The 15,270-nt window shown below is 57.1% G+C and carries 20 protein-coding genes; 8 read left to right on the forward strand and 12 right to left on the reverse strand.

Annotated features, from left to right (window positions below; genetic code table 11):
• The 6 genes from H7847_RS21240 to H7847_RS21265 form a co-directional block, all read right to left on the reverse strand.
• Nucleotides 1–374, reverse strand: a 374-nt coding sequence (locus tag H7847_RS21240) for a DUF2840 domain-containing protein (protein ID WP_227271499.1), incomplete at its 3' end; no start/stop codon positions are given.
• Entirely contained in the window at nucleotides 371–655 is a 285-nt protein-coding gene (locus tag H7847_RS21245) for a helix-turn-helix transcriptional regulator (RefSeq protein WP_227271500.1), read from the reverse strand. The genes H7847_RS21240 and H7847_RS21245, both read right to left, overlap by 4 nt.
• A 319-nt stretch (nucleotides 656–974) precedes the next feature.
• Entirely contained in the window at nucleotides 975–1,385 is a 411-nt protein-coding gene (locus H7847_RS21250; protein ID WP_227271501.1) for a nuclear transport factor 2 family protein, read from the reverse strand.
• A gap of 50 nt (nucleotides 1,386–1,435) precedes the next feature.
• Nucleotides 1,436–2,191, reverse strand: coding sequence for an SDR family NAD(P)-dependent oxidoreductase (locus H7847_RS21255; RefSeq protein ID WP_227271502.1), 756 nt, complete (start codon nucleotides 2,189–2,191; stop codon nucleotides 1,436–1,438).
• Nucleotides 2,192–2,206: 15 nt separating this feature from the next.
• Nucleotides 2,207–3,100: an NmrA family NAD(P)-binding protein gene (locus tag H7847_RS21260; protein WP_319799789.1), complete on the reverse strand. Its 894-nt coding sequence runs from the start codon at nucleotides 3,098–3,100 to the stop codon at nucleotides 2,207–2,209.
• Nucleotides 3,101–3,527: 427 nt separating this feature from the next.
• The gene (locus tag H7847_RS21265; protein ID WP_227271503.1) at nucleotides 3,528–3,761 is read right to left on the reverse strand and encodes an LLM class flavin-dependent oxidoreductase; all 234 of its coding nucleotides are present in this window, start codon (nucleotides 3,759–3,761) and stop codon (nucleotides 3,528–3,530) included.
• Nucleotides 3,762–3,858: 97 nt separating this feature from the next.
• Here H7847_RS21265 and H7847_RS21270 point away from each other — a divergent pair, with 97 nt between their 5' ends.
• Nucleotides 3,859–4,017 carry a hypothetical protein gene (locus H7847_RS21270; RefSeq protein ID WP_227271504.1) on the forward strand — a complete coding sequence of 53 codons (159 nt, stop codon included), beginning with the start codon at nucleotides 3,859–3,861 and terminating at the stop codon, nucleotides 4,015–4,017.
• Between the two features lie 489 nt (nucleotides 4,018–4,506).
• Here the strand turns inward: H7847_RS21270 and H7847_RS21275 are convergent, their stop codons facing one another.
• From H7847_RS21275 to H7847_RS21295, 5 genes are all read right to left on the reverse strand, one after another.
• Entirely contained in the window at nucleotides 4,507–5,034 is a 528-nt protein-coding gene (locus tag H7847_RS21275; protein ID WP_227271505.1) for a hypothetical protein, read from the reverse strand.
• Between the two features lie 530 nt (nucleotides 5,035–5,564).
• Entirely contained in the window at nucleotides 5,565–5,927 is a 363-nt protein-coding gene (locus tag H7847_RS21280; RefSeq protein WP_227271506.1) for a hypothetical protein, read from the reverse strand.
• Nucleotides 5,914–6,135, reverse strand: coding sequence for a hypothetical protein (locus H7847_RS21285; RefSeq protein ID WP_227271507.1), 222 nt, complete (start codon nucleotides 6,133–6,135; stop codon nucleotides 5,914–5,916). The genes H7847_RS21280 and H7847_RS21285 overlap by 14 nt, the downstream gene beginning before the upstream one ends.
• Nucleotides 6,136–6,477: 342 nt before the next feature.
• Nucleotides 6,478–6,741 (reverse strand): hypothetical protein, encoded by a 264-nt coding sequence (locus H7847_RS21290; protein ID WP_227271508.1) that lies wholly within the window; start codon nucleotides 6,739–6,741, stop codon nucleotides 6,478–6,480.
• 3 nt (nucleotides 6,742–6,744) lie between these two features.
• Nucleotides 6,745–7,110 (reverse strand): S26 family signal peptidase, encoded by a 366-nt coding sequence (locus tag H7847_RS21295; RefSeq protein ID WP_227271509.1) that lies wholly within the window; start codon nucleotides 7,108–7,110, stop codon nucleotides 6,745–6,747.
• Nucleotides 7,111–7,361: 251 nt separating this feature from the next.
• On the opposite strand from H7847_RS21295, the gene H7847_RS21300 reads away from it, so the two are divergent.
• The 4 genes from H7847_RS21300 (at nucleotide 7,362) to H7847_RS21315 (ending at nucleotide 11,313) form a co-directional block, all read left to right on the forward strand.
• Nucleotides 7,362–7,790, forward strand: coding sequence for a hypothetical protein (locus H7847_RS21300; RefSeq protein WP_227271510.1), 429 nt, complete (start codon nucleotides 7,362–7,364; stop codon nucleotides 7,788–7,790).
• Between the two features lie 915 nt (nucleotides 7,791–8,705).
• Entirely contained in the window at nucleotides 8,706–10,148 is a 1,443-nt protein-coding gene (locus H7847_RS21305) for a TadE/TadG family type IV pilus assembly protein (RefSeq protein ID WP_227271511.1), read from the forward strand.
• The gene (locus tag H7847_RS21310) at nucleotides 10,145–10,690 is read left to right on the forward strand and encodes a TadE/TadG family type IV pilus assembly protein (RefSeq protein ID WP_227271512.1); all 546 of its coding nucleotides are present in this window, start codon (nucleotides 10,145–10,147) and stop codon (nucleotides 10,688–10,690) included. The genes H7847_RS21305 and H7847_RS21310 overlap by 4 nt, the downstream gene beginning before the upstream one ends.
• 62 nt (nucleotides 10,691–10,752) lie before the next feature.
• Nucleotides 10,753–11,313, forward strand: a complete 561-nt coding sequence (locus H7847_RS21315; protein WP_227271513.1) for a TadE/TadG family type IV pilus assembly protein — start codon at nucleotides 10,753–10,755, stop codon at nucleotides 11,311–11,313.
• A 30-nt stretch (nucleotides 11,314–11,343) separates the two neighbouring features.
• Here the strand turns inward: H7847_RS21315 and H7847_RS21320 are convergent, their stop codons facing one another.
• Complete coding sequence (locus tag H7847_RS21320) at nucleotides 11,344–11,913, reverse strand: YcbK family protein (protein WP_227271514.1); 570 nt, start codon at nucleotides 11,911–11,913, stop codon at nucleotides 11,344–11,346.
• 344 nt (nucleotides 11,914–12,257) lie between these two features.
• Between H7847_RS21320 and H7847_RS21325 the strand changes: the two genes are divergently transcribed.
• Genes H7847_RS21325 through H7847_RS21335 form a run of 3 tightly spaced genes read left to right on the forward strand, consistent with a single transcriptional unit; the run spans nucleotide 12,258 to nucleotide 15,266 of the window.
• Nucleotides 12,258–13,838 carry a L,D-transpeptidase family protein gene (locus H7847_RS21325; RefSeq protein WP_227271515.1) on the forward strand — a complete coding sequence of 527 codons (1,581 nt, stop codon included), beginning with the start codon at nucleotides 12,258–12,260 and terminating at the stop codon, nucleotides 13,836–13,838.
• Nucleotides 13,839–13,870: 32 nt separating this feature from the next.
• Nucleotides 13,871–14,971, forward strand: coding sequence for a UDP-3-O-(3-hydroxymyristoyl)glucosamine N-acyltransferase (locus H7847_RS21330; RefSeq protein WP_227271516.1), 1,101 nt, complete (start codon nucleotides 13,871–13,873; stop codon nucleotides 14,969–14,971).
• Nucleotides 14,972–15,008: 37 nt separating this feature from the next.
• Nucleotides 15,009–15,266: an acyl carrier protein gene (locus H7847_RS21335; protein ID WP_227271517.1), complete on the forward strand. Its 258-nt coding sequence runs from the start codon at nucleotides 15,009–15,011 to the stop codon at nucleotides 15,264–15,266.
• Nucleotides 15,267–15,270: the final 4 nt, after the last annotated feature.

A 15,270-nucleotide genomic window follows, 5' to 3' on the forward strand; every position in this document is an offset into this window, starting at 1 on the left:
ACGTGCCGCCAATGGTCCGGGCAGGCATCCTCCGGTGGGATGTTTTCAGCCTCGATCTGATCGATGGCGAGTAGCACCGCTTCGACCTTAGGCCACCCGGAAAGCCGCAACAGAGACACCCCGCCAGGCGTCACAAACGGCACCGTCGAATAGCGCTCGCGGGGGCGGACGGCTTGCAAGATATCGATCCGGCTTTCGACCGTGCCATAGTCGTTTGCGGCCCAGCGGACGAAGGCGAAGACGCTGCCGGGATCGACGCCGACGACGCGGACCGACCGACTCAGAATCCTCTCCTGAACGATCCTGCCGAAGCGCAGCCAGCGCTCGGTGCGGCCTTCGATCCATGTGAGTTCGATGGTCGTGCGCCCGCTCATGAGCGCTTCTCGCCGATATAGGCTGGCGAGATCGCCGCATGGCGTTTGGCCGGAAGGACGGTGTCGCCCGTGTCGTCAGACGTGGAGCTTTTCTCGCCGCGGCTGACCCAGGCTTGCAAATACTCGACCGCGTAAACGACACGGCCGCCGATCTTGGAATACTTCGGGCCGGTGCCGTAGGTGCGGTGCTTCTCCAGCGTTCGGCCGGACAGGCCGAGAAAACGGGCGGCTTCAGGGGTTCTGAGATAGCGCGGCGGCAAGCCGGCATTGGGATCGGGCATCGGGGGCTCCTCTGGTCATCGCGGGTCCGTCGCGGGATGCGAGGGACGGCTCGCGGCCAGAGAAGTGGAGAAGAGCACCCGGGAGGGATGACGAAGATTTTCGCGCGGAATCGTCACCCCTCGAAAGCGGACGACATCTGGTCATTTGATGGGATGTCGAACATCATGTCAGGGTTCCGTGAAAGCAGCTATTCTTGCGACCGGCCTGCCGTCTTTCCGCGCAACAACTGATCGCGGCGCCGATGCCGCCGGTTGAACCGGTCACGAGGGCGCGTTTTCCCTTAAGCTGAAGGTCCATCTCCGGCTTCTTCGCTTTCGCCTACTGATTTTCCGCTTCACGCGGATTGCCGGCGGCGAGGTCGACCAGCGGATTGAAGAACTCCTTGAAGTAAGTGAGCTTCCCATTCCGCGCTTCCGCCTTGGCGATGTAGGTGTTGTTGTAGGGCGCGCCGCTTTGCAGGGTCATGTCGCCCTTGAACTCGACAAAGGCGAGATCGGGGTCTTCCGCCTGATAAGCTGTCACGTCAAAGAAGCGCATCCTGGTACGCTGTATGAAAGCGCTGGCGAGGGTGGTGCGGATGGCGTCTGCGCCTTCAAAACGGCTTGGAGAGCCTTCTGGCACATAAGGGAACTCCATCACGCCATCGTCATTCCAGAGCGGCATGACCTCGTCCACATCGCGTGTCTCAAGGGCGCGCAAAAAGCGCTCGGCAAGTTCTGCTGTTGCCATTTCTATCTCCTAAAACTGGGCTGCGTTGTCGTCTTTGGCGGAGGTACGGCTTAGAAATTCCAGCCCTTCGTGAACCCGCCTTCGACAAGAATGTTCTGTCCGGTGATGAAGCTGGACCGCGGGGACATGAGGTAGAGGACGAGATCGGCGACTTCGTTGACCTCGCCTGGACGCTTCATCGGAATGCGCGATTTGAGCGTTTTCAGAAGTTCCGGCGGAACAGTGTCGAGAATGTCGGTATTGATGACGCCCGGCGCGACGGTGTTGACGCGGATGTTTTTCGCAGCGCCTTCGATCGCGGCCACTCGGGTCAGCGCTTCAACGCCCGCTTTCGCCGCCGCATACGCGCCGTAGCCGGGAGAGGCGTAAGTCGCGGTCTGAGAGCTCATATTGACGATTGAGCCGCCGTTTTCCTGCATAACGGCCATCTGCGCCTTGAGGCCGTAAAACGTGCCGGTGAGATTGACAGCGATGTCGAGGTCCCATTGCGGTGTCGTCATCTCAGTGATCGGCGTGTTCACGCCCGAACCTGCGTTGTTGAACACGAGATCGAGACCGCCGAACCGCTCAATGGTCTTGTCCACCATATCCTTGGCTTCGGCTTCCTTTGTCACATCCGTGCGAACAAAGAGGGCTTGGCCGCCTGCAGCCTCGACTTCGGCGACGGCTTCGCCGCCCTCTTTTTCACGCCGGGCGGCGATGACGACATTGGCGCCGTATCCGCCAAGGGCGACGGCGACGGCGCGGCCCATGCCGCCGGTGGCGCCTGTGAGGAGCGCAGTTTTTCCTTTGAAGTCTTCAAACATGTCTGTTTCCTGTGGTTAGCGTGGTTGAAAGTAGGAAGCGTGATCGAGAGCGAACTTCGCGAAACTCGTCGGTCGGCGCTGAAAGAGCGCTTCGAACTGTTCAGTGTGGATCTTGGAAAAAGCGCCCGCCGCCGCAGCGTCGTAAACACCGCTGATTTCCAGTGGAGAACCTGTCGCTCTTGAATGATCGTCAAAGGCTTGACGGTCCTTGATCCATCGAAATGCCCGCCCCGACGCCCAGCTCAGACGCGCGCGCAGATCTTCGCCGGACAGGGCTTCCGGTCCGGTGAGGTAAACCGGTTCGGAGGGCAGTTCTGATGCGGGGCGTAGAAGGAGATCAGCGGCGGCAAAAGCAATGTCGCGACAGTCCAGCATTGCCATGCGCGCATCGCCCGTCGGCAAGTAGAACGTATCGTCGCCTGGCCCATAAAGACCGGGCACGATCATGAAATGCTGCATAAAGATGGTCGGTCGCAGAATAGTGTGTTCAACATCCATGGCGCGGAGCATTTCCTCGCCCGTCCAGTGAGCCGCCGGCGGCGTTCCCTCAACGGCGCCTTCGGAAACTGGACGCGCCGCATCGTTGCTGATCTTGACGATGCGCGACACGCCTTTGGCGGCGCTAAGAACCGATCCTTGCCAGCCGACCATGTCGTTGCAGAGCGGCGTGATGAGGCACATGCGGTTGACGCCGTCGGCAAAGACCTCGGCAAGATCATCCGGATCGGTAGAAAACTTCACTGGATGGACGAGCGCTGGATCGATTGCCGTCAGCAACTGCGCCGCCGGACCATCCGGATCGCGCGTGGCCACCCGGATCTCGCCGACGCGGGGATCAAGCGACAAAAGATGGACAAGCTCGCGCCCGATATTGCCCGTAGCGCCGGTGACAAGAACGGTCGGCATCATCGCCGTTCCTTTCTTGCCACGCGAGCGGCGGCCTTTTCCTTTCTTGACCTGCCACCCTCAGGTAGAACCACGTCAAAAATACTTGAAGTCATTTCTCGTCCGCTCCGGTTGAAACGCCTTGTTCCAAGACGTTTTTCTTGTGAGCGAGCGTAGAGAACTGTCAGATCGCCGTAATTACATGAAACGGATGATCAATGACGTGATCCGAACGCAATGCGACGATACCTAGAACGGAAAAGCGGGCAGCTCTATTGCCGCTTCATAATCATACCTTGCGGTAGTGGCGCACGACACTCTGTGGCACCAGCGGACAAATGGTTTTGCAAAGAAGGGTCGCCTATCTCCAGATTTTGGGGACCGGGCATTGTTTCTGAAGCATCCAAAAACCGCACGATCCAATTAGCGGGCAGTTTGGGGAGATATCCACTTAGGCAGACTCGGAGTACAAATCCGCTAGTTTCTCAAATGTTGCTTTCGGCGGAACAGCGTATTTGGTCGTGTGCAGCGGGTGTCTCAGGGGCAGCACGACGGCCGCAGTGGCGAGCACGATGTCGGACGTGTCGGCCGCCAGAAATCCGAGATAGACCCAAGGGTTGAAAAGCGTGCCGGCGTCGCCGAAATTCGGATCTGGGCCGATCGCCGACAGGCTTCGCGCTGTCAATGACGCGCCCCTCTACGACGCCGGCAAGATGCGTTCGAGTGTCCTGATACTCCGATCCGGAAATGACTTCTGGTCCCGTCCGGTCGATGTGACGACCATGGCTGAAGACCTGACCGCATCTGCAGATGTGACGGTCCACGAACTGCCAGGCGCCTCCCACTACATCCATCTCGAGCCTGGAAAAGGGCGCGACGCCTTTTTCCGCGTCGTCACCGACTGCCTGGCCGACGGCGCCGAAGCGGCTGGCGAAGGCTGAAGCGACATCCGAACCATCGAAGAGGAGACCGCAAATGTTCCTTAGAACGATCTTCGTCACGCTCTTGGCCATCGTCTCGTCCGTTTGCCCAAAAGCAAAGATTATTGGCGTGTTGGTGAATGTAAAATCCTGCTACGCCAGACAACATGATTAAGTGCCGAGACATACTGGGAGAAGCCAGACCGTTTCAAAATCCGGGTCATGGATTCGCCATGTCGGTTTGCGTTTGCTATGACCGCAAAGAGAGGCGCACCGGCCTGCAGCTCAACTACGCTTTGAAACAGGGATGTGCCGATGCCTTGGTGCCGAGCATCTGGTGTGACCCAAAGCCCGATCTCACGCGATTTACTAAATAGGACGGTAACCGCGCGTAAGCTGTTACTGGAAAAATCGGCCCAGGCAATGACCGGCTGGCAGGCCTTCACCTGACTTTGTGGTCTGAAAAACGTGCGACACACCCCGGAAGCTTCCGCGAAGGAACGCCAGGCCTCACTCGTCGGAAAACTCCGCATCAGAATCGATCTGTCCAAAGTCGGTTTCATACTTCAACAAGAGTGCCTCCATTTCATCGACGGACTTCCCCTCGATGCAGTGCCATCGGATAAAGGCGTCAACATGCTCCGACACACGCTCATCCAAAGACACCAGCAGAACCAACTCGTTCACAGGGGTTTCGCCATCAGGTAGGCGACCTGAATTGAGAAACGCGTACAGCGGATAAAACGCGCCGGGCCCCGTCGCCTCCGGATAGACCGGTTTCGCGTCATCGTTCTCGTTCACGACCAACCGAAGACCTCGCAGAGAACCAGAATGTGTCACGCTCAGAATTGGATTCCCGTCGCGTTCGGCATCGTATAGCGGCGCAAAGCCCGCCATATCCTCGCCCAAAACCGCGCGCACACGTTCAGCCCAGTAGAGTTCGAGCATCAAAAATTCAAAATCTTCGGTCCGCCAGTCCGAGAATGGAAAAGCTGAGTGTCGGCGAATATCGGCAAGCGTGTAGCTAGGGGGTGTCATCTGGACCTATGCGATAAAGTTTGGCGACGGGCCGTAACTGTCAACGTCGTAGCGTTTGCCACCGCTGGGATCTGAGGCAGGAAACGTCTTTTCACCCAGATGGCCAGCAGGGGGACGCGTTGCAACCCAGCGTTCCAACCGCACTTTCGCCTGCGTGCGCACGTTGCGTTGGCGTCGGTTCAGCAATCCCCATGTCATTTGAGACAATCCAATCGCTGCTGCGGCAGTGATAGGTGATCCGTTGTTCACAAGTGGTGGCGAGCCAATTGTGCTGCCAGTGGTTCCGCCACAATCCCGTCCTTGAGCGTGTACACGCACCGAATAGGGACGCGGGCAATTGCCGGAAACACAGGTATCTGTTCTTGGTACGGCCCGCGTTTGGGGAATCGTTTTGGCATCTGGCCTTGTGGCCTCATAAACCTCGTTTGCTAGAATAACTGTGCCAACTGTAATGATGGTCCCACCAACCGCCCAAAGAACCCATCCAGGAGGTCCGCCAGCCGCCGCTGGGGCCATAATCGCATAACCGCTCATTCTGTTGTCTCCCACCTCTGGTGAAACGCCATGGCCATCAGTATGATATGACGGGCCTTGGTATTCCCCCTCAATGCAGGATGTTGAATGATATACGCAAAGTTCTGATCGGTCGCTATATCGATACCGCGTTGCAGACAGAGCGCAAGCAGCCCCCGCTGATATAGCCCATTGTCAGTCAACGTGACGACCCGATGCCACATCTTCCAGTCGCCTGTTTGCCGATAGGCGGTGACCTGCCTGCGCAGGGTGGGGTCTTCGTTCGCGAGATCGACCTCGAATGCACGTAGCCCAGTTTCGAGCGAACGATTCTCTTCAAGCTCTTCAAATGCCGCGAACTGAGATCTAGAAAAACGCATTAAAATCGCCGTTTTGGTATTTCTTCATCATGTGCTGGTCAATAGCGTTTCTGACATCAAAAGGGTTTCGGGGGGTGAAGCAACCGACGCCGGTTTCTGACATGAATTGGCTGACCAACCAGAAGTCTTTCGTCGGCGACGCGCCCCATTCGAGCTCTGACACGGTACGAGCGAAACGCCTTGTAGGCGCTGTGGTCATTCCAGTCATCGATCAAAATCCAAACCTAGCGCGCGACTTAACGTTCGGCGGACCAAGAGGGGCGGCTATGTCGGCTGCTGCACGGGCGATGGATCTGCACACCTATTTGAAATACTGCTGTTCAGGAGTCGTCAATGACGCGCATCAAGACGTTACTTACAGCCTCTTCACCCATTCTAAGCGATCACCAGTTGGTAACTGGCGACTGTCATATATCGTTTGTTGAAGGTACGATTTTGCATGGCACCCGTTTTTGCATGGCATCCGTTGGCGTGCCATCGGGCCCTATCGCCACAAGTCGGTATTCCACCCGCTCGACACCCGGAAAGGGGAGACGTCAAAACCTGGTGGTTAAGCAAAGCGCTTTCCGACATTCAGCCTGTCGTCCGGAGCGGCGGCTTGTGTGACGGCACCGATCCATCGTTCCGGGATCTCGAACCGTTGCGAGGCTTCAGCGATATGAGCGTCGAGACCTTCGCTCTGCGCTGAAGTGGTGGCGAGCGGCTCGGTCGTGTCCAATGCATCTGCGGCAGGTGCATTGGCACAGCCGGAAAGTGCGATCAGGATGACGGAAGCGGCGATGAAACGACGACCGGAAAGGAGAAGGATGGACATCGCTCAGCCTTCCCGTAGCCAGAGCGAGACGGCGCGGCCGAGGATCGTGTCGTGCGGCAGCGGCCCTAAATATCGCCCATCGAGGCTCACTTCGGTGTCTGGGTTGAGGAAGAAGATCTGGTCGCCGGTAAGCTGCTGGCAGCCCTGCCATACCGGCAAAGGGCGCTCGAACCAGTCGCGCAGCTTGGTCGTGGCGACCGTCTCGCCGTCGATCTTGATCTTAACGCCGATCCGGCACACGCGCTGCCGGGGAAGCGCGGCGACGTGTTTGAGAAGCGGGACGCCCGCGCCGAGATAGCCGTGTTCGAGCAGCCAGTCGCCAAGCGGGGACGGTGGTTCGAGGACGAGATCGCCGGGTAGGATCGTCAATCGGTTGCATAGCGTAGAACCCGATTGGCACGCTCGCCGAGGCGCTCCAGACAAGGATCGGATTGGTCTGAATAAGCGCGGAAAACGCGATCAGACCGAATGCGCCAATGCTGGTGACGAGCGTTTTGCGGCACGGTCTTATGCCGCCAACTCTCGCCGCTTGAGCCAAGCTTCATGCCGAAACGGCGTGTAGCCTACGTCACAATGCGAGGCGGTTCTGAATCACCGACAATATACTGGCCCCGAAATTCTTGAAATACGTGTTCGCCAGCATGGCGGAAAATCACCTGGATCTTGAGTTCTTTTTCGAGGTCAAGACAAACCTCCAACGCGAGCAGCTGGCCATGCTGGCAAAAGGTGGATTGACCCGTGTGCAGCCGGGGATTGAGTCGCTCAGCACCGCCTTGTTGACCAAACTGCGGAAGGGATCGCCTGCGATCGAGAACGTCCATTTCATGAAGGGGTGCTTGTATTACGGTATAAAAATATCATGGAATCTTCTCTGCGGCATTCCTGGAGAAACATCCAATGATTTTGACAAGCAGTTGGATTTGTTCAAAGAAATACCACACCTGAAACCCCCTTCCGGGCTCACGCCCATTTGGTTGGAGAGATATTCGCACATGTTCAACAAACCAGGCGAGTTTGACTTACATGATGTCAGGTCTGAAGCCAGCTAAGCATTCGCATTTCCACAAGCGATAAACCTGGAGCACCTTGCATATTTCTTTGACTACGAAAGCACCGATGTCTGCGGGCGGAGATCCTCGCACAGACAGACGAGGTGGTGTTGAACTGGCAGTCGGAATGGGACCGTGAGGCTGCGAGGACGATGCTAACATTCACTCAGATTTTTGATGGGTTGACCAGCGAAGACCGACGCGGGGCCAATCGCGTTGGTCGTGTCCAGCTCTCAGGTGGTCTGGCGTCTATCTACCGAGTTTGTGCTGCGGCACCAGTCTCGGTTGAGGATATGTTGTAGCAACTTTCGGTCGAGGAACAGCAACAGTTGCCCAGTCATGACACCATCTCACTCGAAGATTTCTGCGAAGCTGGGCTTGCATTTGAAGATGATGCGCCGTTTCTGGGTCTTGCGCTGCCCCAAAAACTGTCATTGGTAGTGTTCAGATCGTTAACTTACAAAAGCCAATGCCGACTTTACAACGCCGGCTTCTGTGACGGCGTGTACATTTGATGTAGCGTGGTCAGCCGACTGATGTAGCGTGGTCAGCCGACGGGCAAATACAACCATGAGAAGAATAACCCCAACCCACACGCACTCTTAACCGAGGCATGCGCCGCAATGTGGGTCACGATGCTGAAAAAGTCGATAAACTACGGCTTCTTTGTACTTATTGGGTAAACAGTGCCATATTTGCAGGCCAATTTTTTTTTCCTTTAGTTTCAGCAGGTAACCAAACATATTTTCAAAGTCATATTTGTTTTAAGGGCATTTGCGGGCCGTCTGCCCTTTTTTGCCACAATCATCAGGCACTTATAGCTGCCAAGTCCCGAATCAGGGCCTGTTGGTAGGTATAGGACGGTTGTGTACGATGAGATTTCAAACGACACTGCGCATTTTTAATGAACGCTTGATGTTTCGCCAAAAGGTAGCACGGTTTTCGCGAAATGAAGAAGGTGCCCTGACGATCTTTGCGAGCTTCATGGTGTTGATGATGCTCATGGTCTGTGGCATCGCAGTTGACCTCATGCAGAACGAGATGATGCGGACACGGGTTCAGAACACGCTGGATCGCGCGGTTCTCGCCGCCTCCGATCTCGATCAGGAGCAACCCCCGGAAGTGGTTGTGAGAGACTATTTCGCCAAGGTCGGTATGGCCGATTTTGTAAACGAGATCGAAATCACGCCCGGAGCGGAACTGCCAACGACAAATTATCGCATTGTGCGGGCGGAAGCGCGGACAAGAACACCTTCCATCTACATGGCCATGACGGGTGTCTATTCCTTGCCGGTCTACACCTCCGGGACCGCTGAGGAAACCATCGAGAACTCGGAGATTTCTCTGGTGCTCGATATCTCGGGCTCGATGCGGAACAACGGCAAGATCGGAAACCTGCGCGTCGCGGCGAAAGAATTCATTGATGCCGTTCTGGAAGATGATGTGGCCGATACCACGTCTCTGAACATCGTGCCCTACGCCGGACAGACAAATCCTGGGCCAGTGGTATTTCAACGCGCAGGCGGACGGCCTTTTGCGACATTCCTGCCCGATGAAGTGACCGGCGACCCGGTGGTGTTTGGAGAAAAGTATTTTGATGATGACGGTAACGAAATCGATGTCCCTTATAACACGATGTCGTCTTGTCTTGATTTGCAGGATAGTGATTTCAACAATATCAATCTGCCGAGCGGCGGATATGACCAGACACCATACTTCATGAATTGGTCCATCGACGCACCAACCATGGACTGGGGCTGGTGCCCACAGAACAGATCGTCGATCCGCTATGCTCAGAACGATGCCGAGCAATTGAAGAGCTTCATCGACTCCATGCGCCTGCATGATGGCACCGGAACGCAATACGGTATGAAGTACGGTGTGGCCCTGTTGAACCCGTCTTCGAACAGCACTTTCAGAGCGCTCAACAACGCCGGATTGGTGCCGGATCGTTTCGCGGACCGGCCAGCGAGTTTCGACGACGATGAAACACGAAAATTTATCGTGTTGATGACAGACGGCCAGATTACGGACCAATACCGTCCGAAAGAGGATGCGGCCTGGATAAACGCCGATCAGGCAGACAGCAGAAGCCCCCTAAACAACCGGAAAGCGGATCGATTGAACCCCTACGGGCAGAATGAGAACGTAAATAACTTCTATGCGGTGTGCAACCAGGCTAAGGACGCGGGCATTACCGTCTACACAATCGCTTTTGAAGCGCCGAGCAGTGCGGTTGAGCAGATGAAGCGATGCGCCTCCTCGCCCGCGCTCTTCTATAATGCGCGGGGCGTTGAAATCAGCACGGTCTTTAAGTCAATCGCGCGTCAAATCAACCAGCTTAGGCTGACCCAATGAGACGCCAGTTGTCCTCCTTTCTGCGTCGCTTTCGGTATAGCGAAAAGGGGCAGGTCGCCGTCGAATTCGTCGTTATGACGCCGTTGCTCTTTACGATATTCATGACCGCGATAGAGCTCGGGGTCTATTCCAAGCGCCAGATGTGGTTGGATCGTGGCCTTGATATCGCGGTCAGGCAAGTTCGTCTGAACACCGACAGCATTCCGACCCATGATGCGTTGAAACAGACGATCTGTGCGAATGCCGGGTTCATTCCGGACTGCGTGCAAAGCCTTAAGCTTGAAATGATTCTGGTGGACCCGCGCGCCTTCGCCGGATTGGGGCCGGATGTGGATTGTGTGGACCGTTCGCAACCGATCGCCAGCCAGGAAGACCCGAATTACCAGCAAGGCAGCGACCATGATCTGATGATCATGCGGGCCTGCATCAAGTTTGACCCGGTCTTTCCGACCACAGGTCTGGGTTTCGACTTTCCCAAAGATAGCGCGGGGCAGGCGGCCATGACCGCGATGACCGCATTCGTACAGGAGCCGGGCCTTTGAGACATATCGTATCTGGCATCAAGACGGTCTTCGCACGCTTTCGTGCGGAACAGCGCGGCAGTGTGGCGATCGAGGCGGTGATCCTCGTCCCGGTCATGATCTGGGGTTATCTGGCCATGTTCACCATTTTTGATTCCTACCGTCAGTACACGACGCAACAAAAGGCCGCCTATACGGTATCGGATCTGATCTCGCGCCAGTGGGCGCCGATTGATGCGGGCTTGATCGACGGAACACACACTCTTTTTGAAGGTTTAACCCGCGCGGTTGGTGAAACAGGCATGCGGGTTACTGTCGTGCAGTACAATGATATCCTGGAGGAGTACCAGGTCGTGTGGTCTCGGACCCGCGGCGGCATGGTGGGTCTCTCCAGCGAAGACGTTGCCAGCTGGTCGGACCGTTTGCCCGATCTGGTCGATCAAGAACAGCTCATCCTGGTCGAAACGACAGCTGCGTTTTCGCCTGTGTTTAGTGTCGGGTTGGGTGCGCGAACGATCAACAATTTTGTTTTCACGCGGCCGCGCTACACCGGGCAGGTTTGCTTTGACGACAATGCGCTCGGCGAAGTTTGCGACATGCCGGGGCCCGTCGTGCCGCCGGTATCTGATGATGAACAAGCCTGACCCCGGGGCGCGTCTTTGAGAGCCTGACGGTTACCGCCCCCAGGTTCTGACCACACCACAATCCATATGCACAAAGTTCGACCCGGAGTACTTCCCGACGCCGCCGCCCTTGCACGCTGCTGCTGCACGGGCCATTTGGCTCACCGTGCGTGTCGACAAACGCAGATCGGCAGCCTGTCCCTTGACATGTAATGAATTCTTGGCAACCCCGCGACTGCGAGAACGCAACATCGCGTTGGTCTTTGGGCTTCGATACCCGGACAGCAACATGTAAGGCTCTGTCGCGTCCATCAGGTTGTGGGCTGCCGACATGATATCAATCGCCCTAAGATCAATGGATTTTACACCGTCCGTGCGCCAGTCCCGCATGAAATGATTGATCTCTTTCACCGCTTCCGGCACATAGTCGCCTTCGATCCAGTAGATCGTATCCATGCGCTCGCCCGTGCGGCCCGAATACATCCGGATGCGTCTGATATCGCCACCGCCACGCAAAAAGCCTGCGGCGTCGGCAAAGGTTGGTGCTGCTGTGACCGCCGTGGCGGCAAATGCACCCAAGAGGGCGCGGCGGGTTAAACCCGTTGAAGTATCGATGGTCATATCCTGTCCGTCGCTATTCCTGCCTGGCCCGTGATGTTACACGGACGTTACATCTCTTCCCCAGATGCAATATTTGTATGTCATATGGGCAATTGTTAACCAAGTGCTGAAAAACCGTACGCTTATATTCAAGCAATTTTAGGCAAATTTTCGCGCATAAAGCGCAACCTTGCGCTTTTTTGGCCAACCGGTGCGCGCTTGCATCATTTTCACCCCCCGTTCGCAAAACCCTGAAAAGTTATTGGACAGCTCCAATCGGGTCACGCAAAACTGATTTTGACGTTTTAAGTAACCAAGAGTGAGGTTGAACGATGTATCTGAGCGCAGGCCGGCATTTTTCTGCGATGTTTTTTGTTATCTTGGCGCTGGCTCTGACCAGTGTTCTGACCCCCACAACCGGGAGTGCGCAAACAACCGCATTCAAGCAGGCCATCGCCGAGGACGCCGCACGCGACCGCGACATTGCCGCGTTTTATCAGGAAAACGCCTATGAAGGGATCTGGACCGGCAAAAGTTCGCGCGACCGTCAACGGCGGGTAGCCCTGATGGACGCACTCAAGCAAGCTGGCAATCATGGCCTGCCTGTCGCGCGATATGATGTGGCCGGGCTTGAGCAGCGTCTCAACACGGCCCGGACGGCGCGCGATCTCGGGGAGCTTGAGGTCGAAATGAGCCGCGTGTTTCTGCAGTATGCCCGCGACATCCAGACTGGCGCACTGGTGCCGTCGCGCGTCGACAAACTCATCGTGCGGGAGGTGCCGTATCGGGATCGAAAGTCCTATCTTGTCAACCTCGCGAAGTCTTCTTCCAAGGGCTTTTTCAAGGCCTTGCCGCCAAGAACAAATGAATACAACGCCTTGATGAAGCAAAAGCTGGTGCTCGAACGGCTTCTGTCCAAAGGCGGCTGGGGGCCGATGGTACAGGCCAAGAAACTTGAACCCGGCGACAGTGGTCCGGCGGTCGTGGCGCTCCGGGACCGGTTGGTGCGGATGGGATATCTCAAGCGCAACGCCGGCAAAACATATGACAACGCCATGACCGACGCGGTGATGCAGTTTCAGGCCGATCACGGGCTGGCGCAGGATGGCGTGACCGGTGCCGGCACCCTGAAAGAGGTGAACACCTCCGTCCAGGAGCGCCTGCAATCCGTGATCGTGGCGATGGAGCGTGAACGCTGGGTCAACAAGGATCGCGGCAAACGCCATGTCGAAGTGAACCTGACCGATTTCACCGCAAAGATCATCGACAACGGCAAGGTGACCTTCAGCACGCGGTCGGTGATCGGGGCGCGGGACACGAAACGCCAATCTCCGGAGTTCTCCGACCAGATGGAGTTCATGGTCGTCAATCCCAGCTGGTTCGTACCACGCTCGATTGCCACCGGAGAGTACCTGCCGGAGTTGCAACAAAATCCCAACGCGGTGAACCATCTTATCATCACGGATCGCAGCGGGCGGCGGATCGACCGGGCAAGTGTTGATTTTAGCAAATACACCGTGCGGACATTCCCCTACGCGATGCGTCAGCCGCCCAGCCGCAGCAACGCCCTGGGGCTGGTGAAATTCATGTTCCCCAACAAGTACAACATCTACCTGCACGACACGCCCGCCAAGAACCTTTTTGGCCGCGAAACACGCGCCTATAGCCACGGCTGCATCCGGCTGGCGGATCCCTTCGACTTTGCCTACGCCTTGCTCGCACCTCAGACGAGCGACCCTGAAGGCTTCTTTCAGCGCACATTGGCCACCGGCAAGGAAACACAGGTGAACCTCGAAAAACCGGTGCCGGTGCACATTATTTACCGCACAGCCTTTGCGGATGGCAAAGGTCGGATTCAGTACCGCCGGGATGTCTATGGCCGCGACGCGCGGATCTGGACGGCTCTGTCCGAGGCGGGGGTGGCTTTGCGCGCCGTTCAGGGCTAGAACTGCGGTCCTGACGCAGAAGGGGCCGGAGCATGACGCGCAAGACTTACACCGTTGGGCAGATTGCCGAGGCTCTTGGCGCGGAGGCGTTCGGGGACGCGGCACTGCCCGTCACCAGCGTGGCGGAACCGCAAAGCGCAGGCCCCACCGATCTGGCCATGGCCACGGATAAAACCTATGCCGAGAAACTCGCACAGGGGCAGGCGCAGGCGGCGGTTTTGTGGCAGGGGGCGGACTGGGAAGCGCTGGGGTTGAAAGCCGCGATTGTGCCAGGCCGGCCGCGCTATGCAATGTCGGGCCTGACAAGGCTGCTCGACCCAGGACAGGGGTTTCCGAGCGGCATTCACCCCAGCGCGATCATTGATCCCGCGGCAGAGATTGGCCAAAACGTCAGCATCGGCGCGCTGAGCGTTGTGGCGGCCGGTGCACAGATCGGCGATGACTGCGTGATCGGCCCGCAGTGCTACATCGGCTGGAACGTCACGTTGGGCCCCCGCGCCCTGTTGCGCGAACAGGTCAGCATCGGGGCAAGGGTCACCATCGGCGCGGATTTTTTTGCGCAGCCCGGCGTGCGCCTTGGCGGTGACGGGTTTTCCTTTGTGACCGAGGACAAATCAGGCATCGAAGCCGTGCGCGAAACACTTGGCGACACGCAGGATACGCAAGCGCAGGGTTGGACCCGCATCCATTCCCTCGGGGCGGTTACAATCGGCGACAACGTGGACCTCGGCGCTTGCGTGAACATCGACAACGGCACGATCCGCGACACGCAGGTGGGCGACGGTTGCAAGATGGATAACTTTGTCCATATCGGCCACAACGTTGTGATCGGCAAGGATTGTCTGATCTGTGGTCACTCCGGCGTGGCGGGATCGACCCGCGTCGGCAATAACGTGGTGCTGGGCGGCATGACCGGGGTCAGCGACAATATCTTTATCGGCGACCGTGTCATCACCGGCGGGGGCACCAAGGTGCTCTCCTCCATCCCGGCGGGGCGGGTGGTGCTGGGATATCCCGCGACGAAAATGGACAAGCAGATCGAAATCTTCAAAGCCATTCGACGCCTGCCGCGGATCATCGCTGACGTGGCGGCGTTGCAGAAAGCGGTTTTCAAATCAGATCGTAGTGACTAAATCCTGCTCAGCACATACTAACGCGGGGGAGACAAGGATGAGCACGCAAGATCAAGTCATTGCCATCATCGCCGAACAGGCCGTTCTGGACCCATCCGACGTAAAACCGGACAGCACGCTCGAAGAATTGGGGATCGACAGCCTTGGCCTGGTGGAAAGCCTCTTTGCCATCGAAGAAGCCTTTGATATTTCTGTGCCCTTCAACGCCAACAACCCCGCTGAAAGTGATTTCGATATTTCGACCGTGGCTTCTATCGTGCAGGGGATCGACCGCCTCAAAGCAGAGCAGGGGTGAGCCC

This window comes from Roseobacter weihaiensis (genome assembly GCF_020622345.1).
GTDB lineage: Bacteria > Pseudomonadota > Alphaproteobacteria > Rhodobacterales > Rhodobacteraceae > Roseobacter > Roseobacter weihaiensis.